This is a genomic window from Micrococcus sp. iso_239, assembly GCF_056173395.1.
On sequence record NZ_CM149672.1, the window covers coordinates 2,497,336 to 2,510,944 of the forward strand.

Annotated in this window: 10 protein-coding genes; 5 read left to right on the top strand and 5 right to left on the bottom strand. The window is 68.5% G+C overall.

Annotated elements, in window-relative coordinates; genetic code table 11:
* Positions 1–283: 283 nt before the first annotated feature.
* The 3 genes from AC0VX2_RS11685 to glpK all read left to right on the top strand — a co-directional run bounded on the left by AC0VX2_RS11685 (position 284) and on the right by glpK (position 4,386).
* On the top strand, positions 284–2,059 hold the full coding sequence (locus tag AC0VX2_RS11685) for a glycerol-3-phosphate dehydrogenase/oxidase (protein WP_044659370.1): 1,776 nt from the start codon (positions 284–286) through the stop codon (positions 2,057–2,059).
* Entirely contained in the window at positions 2,037–2,759 is a 723-nt protein-coding gene (locus AC0VX2_RS11690; protein WP_010079813.1) for an MIP/aquaporin family protein, read from the top strand. The genes AC0VX2_RS11685 and AC0VX2_RS11690 overlap by 23 nt, the downstream gene beginning before the upstream one ends.
* A 94-nt stretch (positions 2,760–2,853) precedes the next feature.
* Entirely contained in the window at positions 2,854–4,386 is a 1,533-nt protein-coding gene (glpK, locus tag AC0VX2_RS11695; protein ID WP_049145088.1) for a glycerol kinase GlpK, read from the top strand.
* A gap of 200 nt (positions 4,387–4,586) precedes the next feature.
* On the opposite strand, the gene AC0VX2_RS11700 is transcribed toward glpK, so the two are convergent.
* The 5 genes from AC0VX2_RS11700 to dnaB form a co-directional block, all read right to left on the bottom strand.
* Positions 4,587–5,123: a hypothetical protein gene (locus AC0VX2_RS11700; RefSeq protein WP_070708744.1), complete on the bottom strand. Its 537-nt coding sequence runs from the start codon at positions 5,121–5,123 to the stop codon at positions 4,587–4,589.
* Between the two features lie 55 nt (positions 5,124–5,178).
* A complete protein-coding gene (locus AC0VX2_RS11705) occupies positions 5,179–6,018 on the bottom strand; it encodes a GIY-YIG nuclease family protein (protein WP_123243981.1) in 840 nt (279 codons plus the stop codon).
* 335 nt (positions 6,019–6,353) lie between these two features.
* Positions 6,354–7,640 carry an ISL3 family transposase gene (locus tag AC0VX2_RS11710; RefSeq protein WP_355505385.1) on the bottom strand — a complete coding sequence of 429 codons (1,287 nt, stop codon included), beginning with the start codon at positions 7,638–7,640 and terminating at the stop codon, positions 6,354–6,356.
* A gap of 92 nt (positions 7,641–7,732) precedes the next feature.
* Entirely contained in the window at positions 7,733–9,022 is a 1,290-nt protein-coding gene (locus AC0VX2_RS11715; protein ID WP_475432591.1) for a hypothetical protein, read from the bottom strand.
* A gap of 23 nt (positions 9,023–9,045) precedes the next feature.
* The gene (gene dnaB / locus AC0VX2_RS11720) at positions 9,046–10,434 is read right to left on the bottom strand and encodes a replicative DNA helicase (RefSeq protein WP_010079804.1); all 1,389 of its coding nucleotides are present in this window, start codon (positions 10,432–10,434) and stop codon (positions 9,046–9,048) included.
* A 732-nt stretch (positions 10,435–11,166) separates the two neighbouring features.
* On the opposite strand from dnaB, the gene AC0VX2_RS11725 reads away from it, so the two are divergent.
* Both AC0VX2_RS11725 and AC0VX2_RS11730 read left to right on the top strand, forming a co-directional pair.
* Positions 11,167–12,342, top strand: coding sequence for a CaiB/BaiF CoA transferase family protein (locus AC0VX2_RS11725; RefSeq protein ID WP_123243982.1), 1,176 nt, complete (start codon positions 11,167–11,169; stop codon positions 12,340–12,342).
* Between the two features lie 25 nt (positions 12,343–12,367).
* Positions 12,368–13,594, top strand: coding sequence for an acyl-CoA dehydrogenase family protein (locus AC0VX2_RS11730; RefSeq protein WP_123243983.1), 1,227 nt, complete (start codon positions 12,368–12,370; stop codon positions 13,592–13,594).
* Positions 13,595–13,609 lie beyond the last annotated feature (15 nt).

A 13,609-nucleotide genomic window follows, 5' to 3' on the forward strand; every position in this document is an offset into this window, starting at 1 on the left:
GTAGGGGCGGGGCCTCACCCGAGGGCACGCGTCACCCGAGGCGCTCCGCCCTCGTTCCAGCGGAACAGGGTGAGGTGCCACAGCCCGAGGAGCGTGTGGGACGAGCCACCTCCACGCGCGCCGACGTGCCGCTGTTCGAGCGGCTCGGGTTCCGCGAGACCGTACCCGACGCGTGCATACCCGCGGCCCGGGAGTGACATCATGGACCTCGGCTCGTGCTGATACTGGGTATCGTGAGCCACGCCACTACACTGTGCTTCCACTGATAAAGGAGCAACCCCCCATGCCGACCCTGCGAACCGTCCCCCTCTCCGCCGCCACGCGGGAGGACCACCTCGCCCGCCTCCGGGCCACCAGCCCGGAGGCCCCCCTCGACATCCTGGTCGTGGGCGGCGGCTCCACCGGCGTGGGCGCCGCGTTCGACGCGGCCACCCGCGGCCTCGACGTGGGCATCGTCGAGGCCCGCGACTGGGCCTCCGGGACCTCGTCCCGCTCCTCCCGCCTCATGCACGGTGGCCTGCGCTACCTCGAGATGCTGGACGTCAAGCTGGTGTACGAGGCGCTGCGGGAGCGCGACCTGCTGCTCACCCAGACCGCGCCCCACCTGGTGCGTCCCCTGCGCTTCGTCTTCCCGTTCTTCCACAAGGTGATCGACCGCGGCTTCATCGGCGCCGGCGTCACCATGTACGACGCCATGCAGTCGCTCGGCCGCCGCCGCGCGATGGGCGCGCACCGCCATCTCAGCCGCCGCTCCATGGCCGCGACCTTCCCCTCCCTCGACGACGAGAAGATCGTCGGCGCGGTGGAGTACGCCGACGCCCAGTTCGACGACGCCCGCCTGGCCATGATGCTCGTGCGATCCGCCGTGGACCACGGCGCCGTGGCCGCCAACTACACCGCCGTCACCGGCTACCTGCGCGGCGACGACGGCCGTGTGCAGGGCGTGCGTGTCCGCGAGGAGACCTCCGGCGAGGAGTTCGACGTGCACGCGCGCGCCGTCATCCTGGCCGGGGGCGTGTGGACCCAGGAGCAGCAGGAGCTGGCCGGGGCCGACGGCGGCCTCGAGGTGCTCGCCTCCAAGGGCGCCCACATCACCGTCCCGCGCGACCGCATCCGCGCCGACGCCGCCACCGGCGTGATCACCAAGACGGAGAAGTCCGTGCTGTTCCTCATCCCGTGGGACGAGTACTGGGTGATCGGCACCACGGACACCCCGTGGGCGGAGGACGTGGCCCATCCGGCCACCACCGCGGACGACATCGACTACATCCTCGAGCACGCCAACGCGGTGCTGAAGGAGGACCTCACGCGAGACGACGTGATCGCCACGTACGCCGGCCTGCGCCCGCTCCTGCAGCCGGTCACCGGATCCGACGGCGGCTCCACCAAGATCTCCCGTGAGCACACCGTCACCGAGGTGGCCCCCGGCCTCACCGCCGTGGCCGGCGGCAAGTGGACCACGTACCGGGCCATGGCCGAGGACGTCGTGGACTTCGTGGTGCGCGAGACCCACCCGACCCGTCCCAGCCTCACCGAGCACATCCCCGTGCTCGGCGGCCTCGGCTACTCGGAGATCGAGGCGGAGGCGGACCGCATCGCCGCCGACTACGGCCTGGACGAGGCCCGCGTGGACCGGCTCCTGTTCCGCTACGGCACCGTGCTGCGCCACGTGCTCGACCTGATCGACGCCGACCCGTCCCTGAGCGTCCCTCTCGCCGAGGCGCCGCGCTACCTGCGCGCCGAGATCGTCCACGCCGCCCGGGCCGAGGGCGTCGTCCACCTGGACGACGTCATCGAGCGCCGCACGCGCCTGTCCACCGAGGTCCGTGACCGCGGCGTCGCGGCGGCCGCGGAGATCGCGTCCCTCGTGGCCCCCGAGCTGGGCTGGGATGAAGAGCGCATCGCCGGTGAGATCCGGGCGTACAAGGACCTCGTCGCCGCCCGCCTCCGCGGCGAGACCGCCCACGACGACGTCACCGCCGCCGCCGCGCTCGCAGCTGCCGACGCCGCCCCCGTCCACGGAAAGGAGCCCGTCCATGGGCACGATCTTCCTGCATGAGATCGCCGGCACGGCCATCCTCCTCCTGCTCGGCGTCGGCGTCGTCGCCAACGTCGTCCTGACGAAGACCAAGGGCAACGGCGGAGGCTGGCTGCTCATCAGCTTCGGCTGGGGGCTGGGCGTCTTCGCGGGCGTCTACGTCGCTGCCGCGACCGGTGCGCACCTGAACCCCGCCGTGACCGTCGGCCTGCTCGTCAGCGGCGCCGAGGAGTACGCCCCCGGCATCGCCGTGACCCTCGGCACCACGCTCGCGTACTTCGCGGCGCAGCTGATCGGCGCCTTCCTCGGCGCGGCCCTGGCCTGGCTGGCCTACCGCGACCACTACCAGGCGGAGACGGACCAGGGCGCGATCCTGGGCACGTTCGCCACAGGTCCCGAGATCCGCAACCCGCTGTGGAACATGGTCACCGAGGTGATCGCCACGTTCGTCCTGGTGTTCGTGATCCTGCTCTTCGGCTCCACCCCCTCCGGGCTCGGCCCGCTCGCGGTGGCCCTGCTCGTCGTCGCGATCGGCGCGAGCCTGGGCGGCCCCACGGGGTACGCCATCAACCCGGCGCGCGACCTGGGCCCCCGCCTGTTCCACGCCGTCGCGCCGATCCGGCACAAGGGCGGCTCGGACTGGGGCTACGCCTGGGTGCCGATCGTCGGCCCGCTCGTCGGCGCCGTCCTGGCCGGCCTCGCCGCGCCTCTGTTCGTCTGAGCGGTCTGCCCGTCCAACCCCGGCGGGCACGTTCCCCTGCGGGAACGTGCCCGCCACCCCCACACCCCCGTGACCACCTCCGAAGGAGTAGGACATGACCACCCCCCGCTACGTGATGGCCATCGACCAGGGCACCACGTCCACGCGCGCGATCCTCTTCGACCACAGTGGGGCCATCGTGTCCACTGGTCAGCGCGAACACGAGCAGATCTTCCCGCGCGCCGGCTGGGTGGAGCACGACCCGGTGGAGATCTGGACGAACACCCGCGAGGTCATCGGCGAGGCCCTGGCCCGCGCCGAGGTGACCCGACACGACGTCGCCGCCGTGGGCATCACGAACCAGCGTGAGACCACCGTGGTGTGGGACCGCAACACCGGCAAGCCGGTGTACAACGCCATCGTGTGGCAGGACACCCGCACCGACCACCTCTGCGAGCGCCTGGCCGGCGACGTCGGCGCGGACCGCTACAAGGAGCGCGTCGGGCTGCCCCTGGCCACGTACTTCTCCGGCCCCAAGGTGGCCTGGATTCTGGAGAACGTGGACGGTGCCCGGGAGGCCGCCGAGAACGGCGACCTCATCTTCGGCACCACGGACTCGTGGCTCGTGTGGAATCTCACCGGCGGCGGCGAGGGCGGCCGGCACGTCACCGACGTCACCAACGCCTCCCGCACCATGCTGATGAACCTGGACACCCTCGACTGGAACGAGGAGATCTGCGCGGACATGGGCATCCCGATGTCCATGCTTCCGGAGATCGTCAGCTCCTCCGCCGAGGTGGGCACCGTATCCGGCCAGCAGCTGCTGCGCGAGACGCCGATCACCGGCATCCTGGGCGACCAGCACGCGGCGACCTTCGGCCAGGCGTGCTTCGAGGTCGGCCAGGCCAAGAACACGTACGGCACCGGCAACTTCATGCTGATCAACACCGGCGAGGAGCCGGTGCACTCGGACAACGGCCTGCTCACCACGGTGGCGTACCGCATTGGCGACCAGAAGCCGGTGTACGCGCTGGAGGGCTCGATCGCCGTCACCGGCTCGCTGATCCAGTGGCTGCGGGACAACCTCGGGATGATCGGCAGCGCCCCGGAGGTCGAGACCCTGGCCGCCGGCGTGGAGGACAACGGCGGCGTGTACTTCGTCCCCGCGTTCTCCGGCCTCTTCGCCCCGCACTGGGACGCCGCGGCCCGCGGCGTCATGGTGGGCATGACCCGTTACGTCAACAAGGGGCACATCGCCCGCGCGGCGCTCGAGGCTACCGCCTTCCAGAGCCGCGAGGTCCTGGACGCCATGAACGCGGACTCCGGCGTGGACCTCACCGAACTGAAGGTCGACGGTGGCATGGTCGCCAACGAGCTGCTCATGCAGTTCCAGGCGGACCTGCTGCGCGTGCCCGTCGTGCGCCCCAAGGTCATCGAGACCACCGCTCTCGGCGCCGCCTACGCCGCAGGCCTGGCGGTGGGGTTCTGGGCGTCCCAGGACGAGCTCGTGGCCAACTGGGAAGAGGACAAGCGCTGGGAGCCCACCACGGACGAGGAGGAGGTTGAGCGCGCCCTGCGGCTGTGGAAGAAGGCCGTGGAACGCTCCCGCGACTGGGTCGACGAGGACGTCGAGTCGGCCCAGGGCTGAGCCGTCCGGTCCGTAGGTCGGTCCGGCCGGCCCCGTGCGCCCCGTGCGCCCCGGGCCGGTCCGGGCCCTCCAGAAGGACCCCGAGCAGCACTACCCCCTCGTCGGCCGCCTGCGCGCGGAGCGGGGCGGGGGTCGGTGCCGTTGCCATCGGTGCAGCGGCCAGGCCCGAGGTGCCCGGCTGCTCCGACGTCAAGCTGTCCTCACCCAGGGCGTCCTCTTCCCCCGCCGCTTCCGCCCAAGGCGGCGGTGGCCAGGCAGGCGAAGTAGTCCGCATCCACGTTCCGGCCGTCCTTGATGGCGCTCCGATGTGGAATCTCCTCGGAGAGGTTCTCCTCGTCCGCGTTGTTCGCCGAGGCCACCACCTTTTCGAGGCCGGCCACCTCGGGCCGGAGTTCGCGCGCCCGTCGTCGCATCCTGCCCTCGCCGGTCCACTCATGGGTGCGTTCGGTGAAGGCGTCGAGTGGGTTCTCACACGCAGACAATCGGCGTGCTCGTTCGACGACGTTGGACGCCAGGATGTCCCGGAGCATCGTCATCTTGCCGGTTCCGGGGAGGCCGTTCACACCCATCAGACCTGGCCCGCCCGCCTCGACGACGTCGGCCCGCGCGGCGACATCAATGCGGGCGGCTTGCGGATGCCCCGTGTGCTCGTGGGCAGTCACATTCGAGGAACTCAGCGATGGCTGCTGTGCCTGGATGGCGCACTTGCCCTCCTCCGCAAGGCTCGGCGCGGGCAATCCATCCCCCCTCCCGTCTGCCCTTCGCTCTCTCCCCCCGGACAACGACGTCCGTTCAGTTCCGGTTCAGTCCGAACCGGCGCGTCATCAGAGCCTCCTTGTAGTGCTTCTCCGCGGCGTCGATCTGGGCCTGCGGGGTATTGGAGCCGAACACGCGCAACAAGCTGAACATGTACCGCTCCGGCTGGTCGGGGTCGAGCTCCAGGGCATCCCGGAGGGCGACGTTTCCGCCATGCCCGTCACGGGCGTAGGCCTCCCACCGTCCGAGCACACCACGCTCACCGTCGGCCTTGCCGACGTAGCACCGGCCCGCGGTCTCGTCGGCGATCAGGTAGATCCCGCGTACGGCCTCCAGGGCGGTGCGCCAGCCTGCGTAGCGGGTCTCGGTCACCAGTGACTGCAGGTCCCCGTAGCTGAACAGCACGTGGTCGAAGCCGGGGAACGCCTCGGTGGTGGGATCGGCGATCTCGAGGACGGGAAAAGTGGCCGCAGCCACGCCGCGCTTGGCCCAGTTCACGGGGTCTGCGGACCACTCCACCACCAGGCGCTCCTCGAGGGACGCCAGCAGCGGCACCGGCACAACGTCGTAGTACCGGTACCGCTCCGTGCGCTCAGCCACGGCCTCCCCGCAGTTCTCGTACACGGCGGTGAGGCGAGAACGACGCCCGCCCTCCCCCATGAAGATGAGCCAGTGGCGGGCAGGCTCCTTCGGGAACTTCCCCACGTGGTGCTGCTCCCGCGTGTAGGCGAGCACGCGCTCCGGCGTGGCCGCCGCCCGCGATGGCAGCCCCGACGCCTTGTAGGTGTGGCGGATGGCCAGGACGTCGTGCGGGTCGAGGCCGGCGGCGGCGAGGACCGCACCGAGGGAGAAGACGAAGGGCTGGGTGGACTCCATGGGACCCCATTCTGCCGAGGACCCCTGATCACCCTTCCGCTGCGATGAGCCCTACGTGGAGCCTGCGCCCAACGCAACTAACGAACAATATTCATCCCACATAGTTCAAGGTTCCAGTGAATCAACTGCCGCAACGTTGCGGAGTTTAGCATGTTCCGAGAGGGCCTGGGGCGCGTGCCATTTAACATAAAATGCGAAGAACGGGTCGAGAATATAGACCGAGCTCGTGTTTCCCTTTTCCAGATATTCCAGAACGGGACGCTTCTTGGCGTTCGCAAACCGCAGGTTAGAGGCTCTTCGCGGTTCGTGGTGAATGACCCTGCAGTGGCGGGTATTCACGCTACGGTTCTCGCGGCGCTGGTCAGCAGGATACGGGTCCGGTAGTTCTCGGCGTTGCGGAATCCGCGGCCGGTGCGTTTGATGTTCTTGATGCCGGTGTTCGCTGCCTCGACGCGGGCGGTGGTCGCGCCGGTGACGATCAGGACTTCGATCGCGTCCCACCAGGCCACGACGGTGTCGTAGAGCTTGGTCGCCTCGGGCATGTTTGCGATCTGGGCGAAGTAGCCCATCCGCATCCGTTCGTCCCAGGCCTGGGCGAGGGTGTCGGTGGTCAGCAGGCGCCGGAGCTGTTCCTTGATGCCCCAGGCGGCCGAGAGCTCGTCGGTGGGGTCATCGGTGCGGAAAACGTGCTCAAGCCGTTCCCAGGCGCGAGGGGTGAGGGTGTCCGCGCCGCGCAGCAGCAGCATCCTGTGGGCCCAGGCCGGATCGTCCTTGCGGCCCCGACGACCACGGTGGGTGCGGGACAGGCGCTGACGGACCGTGGTGACCATGTCGTTGCCCAGTTTCACGAGGTGGAACTTGTCGACCGAGACCGCGGCCCGGGGCAGGTAGTCCCGCAAGGCCTTGCGGAACGCGGCTGACGGATCGATCGCGACGATCTCGATCCGCTCCCGCCAAGGCTCTGAGCGCTGGCCGAGCCAGTCACCGACCGCAGCGGAGTTGCGGCCATCGACTATGCCGAGCACCTGCCCGGTGGCCAGGTTGACCAGCGTCGTCATCCACGGTTCGAACCGTCTCCAGGCTCCCTGATCGGTGCGGAACCAGCGCACCGTGCGGTAGCGGTGCTCATCGATGCCCAGGCGCGTCACCGGGACGTCGTCGACGGCAGGCAGGACGACGGCAGCAGCCGCCAGGGCGGCCTGGACCAGCCACCACGAGACGCCGTGGGCCCGGGCCACCTCCGAGGCTGCTCTGCCGGAAGTGATCACGGCCGAGACCACCTGCTCCCGCAACCGGGTCGTCGAGCGTGCGTATCGCGGGACCTGCTCGGTGGACTCCCAGAACGTGCCCCTGGTGCAGGCCGGCTCGAGGCAGAACCAGCGCCGCTTGGCCCACACCACCTCTATCGCCCCAGCAATCGGGACGTCCCGAATCTGCTGGTCCCGGCGGGAGTGGACCTTCGTCGCGAGCACCCCGCAAGCGGGGCAGCCCGGCGGAACGGTCGAGGCGATCACCACCCGCCGGTCCCCGTCGGGCAGGTCGAACGCGTCGATGACGCGATAGTTGGGCAGGTTGAAGATCGTGCTCGCAGCATCGCGCTGCGAACCAGTACTCTCGTGCACAGGCTCGTGGTCCTCTGGAATGTGGATGTCTTGACAACACCCATCACAGCAGGACCACGAGCCGTCTTACGCCAGCGACGCGACGCTCCCCATCACCACGAACCGTGAAGAGCCAGGTTAGACCTTGAATCCGCATTTAGAGGGGAACTCGCCGGAGCGTGGTCCAGGGACGACAGCGAAATTGAGGTAGTCAGACCCTCCTCGACACCTTCGCTCAAATCGGTCTCATCCACGACCTCTGAGTCGCCAAACGCCATTTTAGAGATATTGGAGAGACCAGCAGAGACGTCACTGGACCGGGGGGCCTGACCGGCCACAAGCACCTGAATCTCTTCCATTAAGCGCGCACTTGTAAAAGTTAGGGGCGGAAGTACGGAATTAAATCCGGAGAGAATCACACCATACTTGTCGTGTCGCTGACCATTCACAAGGTCATATACGTTTCTCTTCTTGCCGCGCAGCTTTGGTCCTGCCAAGAACGTTTCGAACCATGCGGCCGACTCTTCAACATCGATCGCCGCCTCGAAAAATGTGCGCCACTGCTCCGGTGGAGTGAGTGCCACGGGGTGCTCCTGCTCCGTCCTGATTCCATTGAACTTGCACAGTTCGCGACAGAAAGTCTGCATTAGCTGGGGACTTCCAAATGAATTCTCAGCTAGAATACTTGAAACTTCCGGATCATCAATGATGTTAAGTTTCTCGAATCCAAGTGAGGCGATCTTCATCAACTCTTCAGTGGACCAGAAGTCAATTTTGATCGTGGCCAGCCTTCCATTCATATCCGACTCCGCTCGCACCGCGTCTCCAACGCGATGGAAGGTCGACATCAGAACAACTGGAACATCATTCATGACTAGAGGCTTCAGAAATCGAATAATTGCCGTCTGGACGGCTGGCTCGATGTAGTGAAAGTCATCTATCACGAGAACGTGACCAGAGACACGAAGCGCATCGGTTGCAACCTGACTTGCGGGGCGATTGACCGAAGCACTCTTCGAGTTTGTCGTGTTGAGACCAGTAACGTCTTTAGCGGCAAACTTTCCAGCCCCAAACAGATTCGCCTCGCCAGAAGTCTCATCGGTGGCAGTGTATTCGTCAGCGCCAGCCACTTCGATGGTCGTAAATTCGCCCGCGCGATCAACTACAAGTCTGTAAAAATCCTCAATCGACCCGACCAGCCCACCATCAATCCAAATACGATTTTGGACCAGACGGCTCACCAGAACAGTCTTACCCGTCTTTGTGGGGCCAGAGATGGCGAGAATAGCCCCAAGCTCATCAAGGTAATCTTTTAGTTGATCTTCAATCTTGGAATTTTCTCGGGGGTTGTAGGTGTACTTAGGCAATTTACCTGGCACAAATACGTCGCTGACTTTCAACATCTCAACCTCCGCATTGAATGGGGTTAAAACCCGCCAGAACCCCCGCCATCCTGTGCGAGGTTGCTGAAGCGACTGTAGTGCCCCTGGAACCCCACCACAATGGTCTTCGTCGGCCCGTTGCGGTGCTTGGCCACGATCAGGTCCGCCTCGCCGGCGCGCGGGGACTCCTTGTCGTATACGTCCTCGCGGTGCAGCAGGATCACCATGTCCGCGTCCTGCTCGATCGAGCCGGACTCACGCAGGTCGGACACCTGCGGCCGCTTGTCCGTGCGCTGCTCGGACCCACGGTTCAACTGGCTCAACGCGATCACCGGTACGTCGAGCTCCTTGGCCAGCAGTTTCAGGGCACGGGAGAACTCGGCCACCTCCTGCTGACGGGACTCGACCTTCTTGCCCGAGCTCATGAGCTGCAGGTAGTCCAGCACCACCATCTTGAGGTTGTTCTTCTGCTTGAGCCGCCGGCACTTGGCGCGGATCTCCATCATCGTCATGTTCGGGGAGTCGTCGATGAAGAACGGCGCCTCGTTCAGCCGCCCCACGGTCGCCGCGATCTTGGACCACTGGTCGTCCCGGATGGTGCCCTTGCGCAGGTCCTGCAGCGCGATCGTCGCCTCGGCGCTCAGGAGCCTCATGGCGATCTCGTTCTTGCCCATCTCGAGGCTGAAGAACACGGTGGCCATGTTGTGGTGGATGGCCGCGGCCCGCGCGAAGTCGAGCGCGAGCGTGGACTTGCCGACGGCGGGGCGCGCCGCGATCACGATCATCTGTCCGCCGTGCAGGCCCTGCGTCAGCTCGTCGAAGTCGTAGAAGTCGGTGGGGACGCCCGTCAGGCCCTCCCCCTGGTTGCCGGCCGCCTCGATCTCGTCGACGGCGTGCTCCATGATCTCCGCGAGGCGCACGTAGTCCTCGGACTGGCGGTTCTCCGCGACCTTGTAGATCTCGGACTGCGCCTCGTTGACGATCTCCTCTACCTCGCCGTCGCCCTGATATCCCAGCTGGGTGATCTTGGTGCCGGCGGTGACGAGGCGGCGCAGGACGGCCTTCTCCGCCACGATCTCCGCGTAGAAGCTCGCGTTGGCGGCGGTGGGCACGGACTGGATGAGCTCGTGCAGCACGGCGGGGCCGCCCACACGGCTCAGCTCCTGGCGCTTGTTCAGCAGGTCCGCCACCGTGACGGCGTCCGCGGGCTCGCCGCGGCCGTAGAGGTCGATGATCGCCTCGTAGATCATCTCGTGGCTGGGCCGGTAGAAGTCGTGGCCGCGCAGCAGCTCCACCACGTCCGCGATCGCGTCCTTGGAGAGCATCATGCCGCCCAGCACCGAGCGCTCCGCCTCCAGGTCCTGGGGCGGCAGGAAGCGTTCAGAGGAACGGCCGCCGTCGTAGGAGCCCGAGTCTCCGTAGTTCTCAGTCAACGTCCGGAGACTCCCTTCCCACAGCCCGCACGACGGCGGCCCTCGCCGGTCTTCCCGGCCCTGATTCCTCTGTTGTCACCGCCCGTGCCGCCGCACCCTCCTGCAGGCGGACGGTGCGACGGTCCCCGGGGCGACGGTCCGAGCGGATGCGCGCCTGTCAGTGGTCACCTGCGGCCAATACCCGCCCTCGCGTTGGGGATACCACGCGACACTACGCGCGCCGTGGAGGCTGGGCAACCGCGTTTCCCACAGGCCTTGTGGACAACGTGTGGATTCGGCGGCGTGTCGTGTGGATCGCCTGGGGACCGCGCTGGGGACAACCGCTCGGCCACCCCCAGAATCCGGCTCTGACCTGGGACGATGCGATCCCCAGGGCTGTGGAGGAAGATTCTCCACCCCCCTTTCGGCCCCGTCGATCCAACTTGACAGCACCCCCGTTTGCGCCCTCATCACACCGCCTGGTACAGGCCTATCCACACCGTCGTCCACACCCTCCACATCTGTGGACAACTCCTGTGGACAAGGTGCCCGGATCTGGGGACGGCGAAGTTGACAGCGTCTGCCCGCGGCCCCGGGTCCTCCCCGTGCCCACCTCTCCCGGCCGCCCCGGACCGCCCGGCGCCGATGACTCACGCACGTCAGTGACCCGCCCCAGAGTCATTGGACGGAACGCGAGCACGGTGCTTGGGTGGAACCCGTCGTCGTGTCGTCCGCCACAGTGAGGAGTCCGCCGTGCCCCCGGCCACCACCGCCCCCTCCCCGGCCTCGCTCCCCCTCGACGGCGTCCTCGTCGCCGACTTCTCCCGCGTCCTCGCCGGCCCGCTCGCCACCATGACGCTGGCGGACCTCGGGGCGCGCGTCATCAAGGTGGAGCACCCCGAGCGCGGCGACGACACCCGCGACTGGGCCCCGCCCCGCTCGGCGACGAGCGCCACCTACTTCGAGTCCGTGAACCGCAACAAGGAGTCGGTCGGCTGGGACCTGAAGGACCCCGAGGACCAGCGGCGGGCCGCCGCCCTGGCCGCCCGGGCCGACGTCGTGGTCCACAACCTCAAGCCCGGCACCATGGAGCGCCTCGGCCTGGGCTACGACGACGTCGCGCGGGAGAACCCGTCCGTGGTCTACGCCGCCGTCTCCGGCTTCGGCGACCGCGAGGGCCGGGATCTGCCCGGCTACGACTTCATCGTCCAGGCCGCGGGCGGGCTCATGAGCATCACCGGCGAACCGGACGCCCCGATGAAGGCGGGCGTCGCCCTGGTGGACGTGCTCACGGCCAAGGACCTCACCGCCGGCGTGCTCGCGGCCCTGCTGCGCCGCGAGCACACCGGGGAGGGCGCCCACCTGCGGTTGAACCTGCTCTCCTCGCTGCAGGGGGCGCTCGCCAACCAGGGCCAGGCCTGGCTCGGCGCCGGCGTCGTCCCGCGGCGGATGGGCAACGACCACCCCTCGATCGCCCCCTATCAGCTGCTGGCGTGCCGGGACGCGCCGCTCGCCGTCGCCATCGGCAATGACGCGCAGTTCCGCACCTTCGCCGCGGCCCTCGGCGTCCCCGAGCTCGCCGAGGACCCGCGCTTCACCACGAACACGGGCCGGGTCGAGTACCGCGAGGAGCTGCGCGCCGCCCTGGAGGACGCGCTCTCGGCCGAGACGGCGGCCCACTGGCGGGACGTGCTGCAGGCCGAGCGGCTCCCGGTCGGCCTCGTGTCCACCGTCGCCGAGGGCGTCGAGCTGGCCGAGTCCCTCGGCCTCGAGCCGACCGTCGAGGTCCAGGACCGCTCCGGCGCCCCCGCCGGCCGGCAGTTCCGCCACCCGGTGCAGTGGGACCCACCCGTCGCGCACCCGCGCCACGCGCCCCCCGCGCTCGGTGCGGACACGGCGGCCGTCAACACCTGGCTCGACGCCCGCTGACCACCCCGCAGAGAGGACCCCCGCCATGACCATCCCGTTCCACGCCGAGGCCGACTCGTTCCTCGGCCGCGCCGACGTCGTCGGCCTGGACTCCCTGTTCTCCGCCGAGGAGAAGGCCGTCGCACTGCAGGTGCGCGGCTTCGTGGACGAGCACATCCGCCCGCACATCGCCCGCTGGTACGACGACGCCGTGTTCCCGCGCGAGATCGTCCCCGAGCTGGGCCGCCTCGGCGTGCTCGGCATGCCCTACGAGGGCCACGGCATGCCCGGCCGCTCGGCGGTGGAGTACGGCCTCGCCGCCCAGGAGCTCGAGGCCGGCGACTCCGGCCTGCGCACCTTCGTCTCGGTGCAGGGCTCGCTCGCGATGGGCGCGATCCACAAGCACGGCTCCGAGGAGCAGAAGGCGCAGTGGCTGCCGCGCATGACCACCGGCGAGGCGGTCGGCTGCTTCGGCCTCACCGAGCCGGGCGCCGGCTCGGACCCGGCCTCCATGACGACGACGGCCCGCCAGGAGCCCGGCGGCGACTGGGTGCTCGACGGGGTCAAGCGGTGGATCGGGCTGGCCACCCTGGCCGACGTCGCGATCATCTGGGCGCAGACCGGCGAGCCCGGGGACGGGCGCGGGGTGCGCGGCTTCGTGGTCCCCACGGACACCCCCGGCTTCCGCGCCGAGGCGATCACCCAGAAGCTGTCCATGCGGGCCTCGGTGCAGTGCGAGATCCACCTCGACAGCGTGCGCCTGCCCGCCTCCGCGATGCTGCCGGCCGACTCCGCCGTCGGACTCAAGGGCCCCTTCCAGTGCCTCAACGAGGCCCGCTACGGGATCATCTGGGGCGCGATGGGCGCCGCCCGCGACTCCTTCGACGCCGTCCTCGACTACGCGATGGAACGGCAGCAGTTCGGGGTGCCGCTGGCCTCCCACCAGCTGACGCAGGCCAAGCTCGCGGACATGGCCGTGGCCATCGGCAAGGGCTACCTGCTGGCGCACCAGATCGGCCGCGCCAAGGACGCCGGCCCGCTCACCCCCGCCATGATCTCCGCCGGCAAGCTGGACAACTGCCGCGTGGCCATCGGCATCGCCCGGGAGGCCCGCGAGATGCTCGGCGGCAACGGCATCACCCTGGAGCACTCGCCGCTGCGGCACGCGAACAACCTCGAGTCCGTGCGCACCTACGAGGGCACGGACGAGGTCCACCAGCTGACGCTCGGCCGGCACCTCACGGGCATCGGCGCGTTCGCCCCGGCCCGCTGAGCCCCGCGCCCGGGC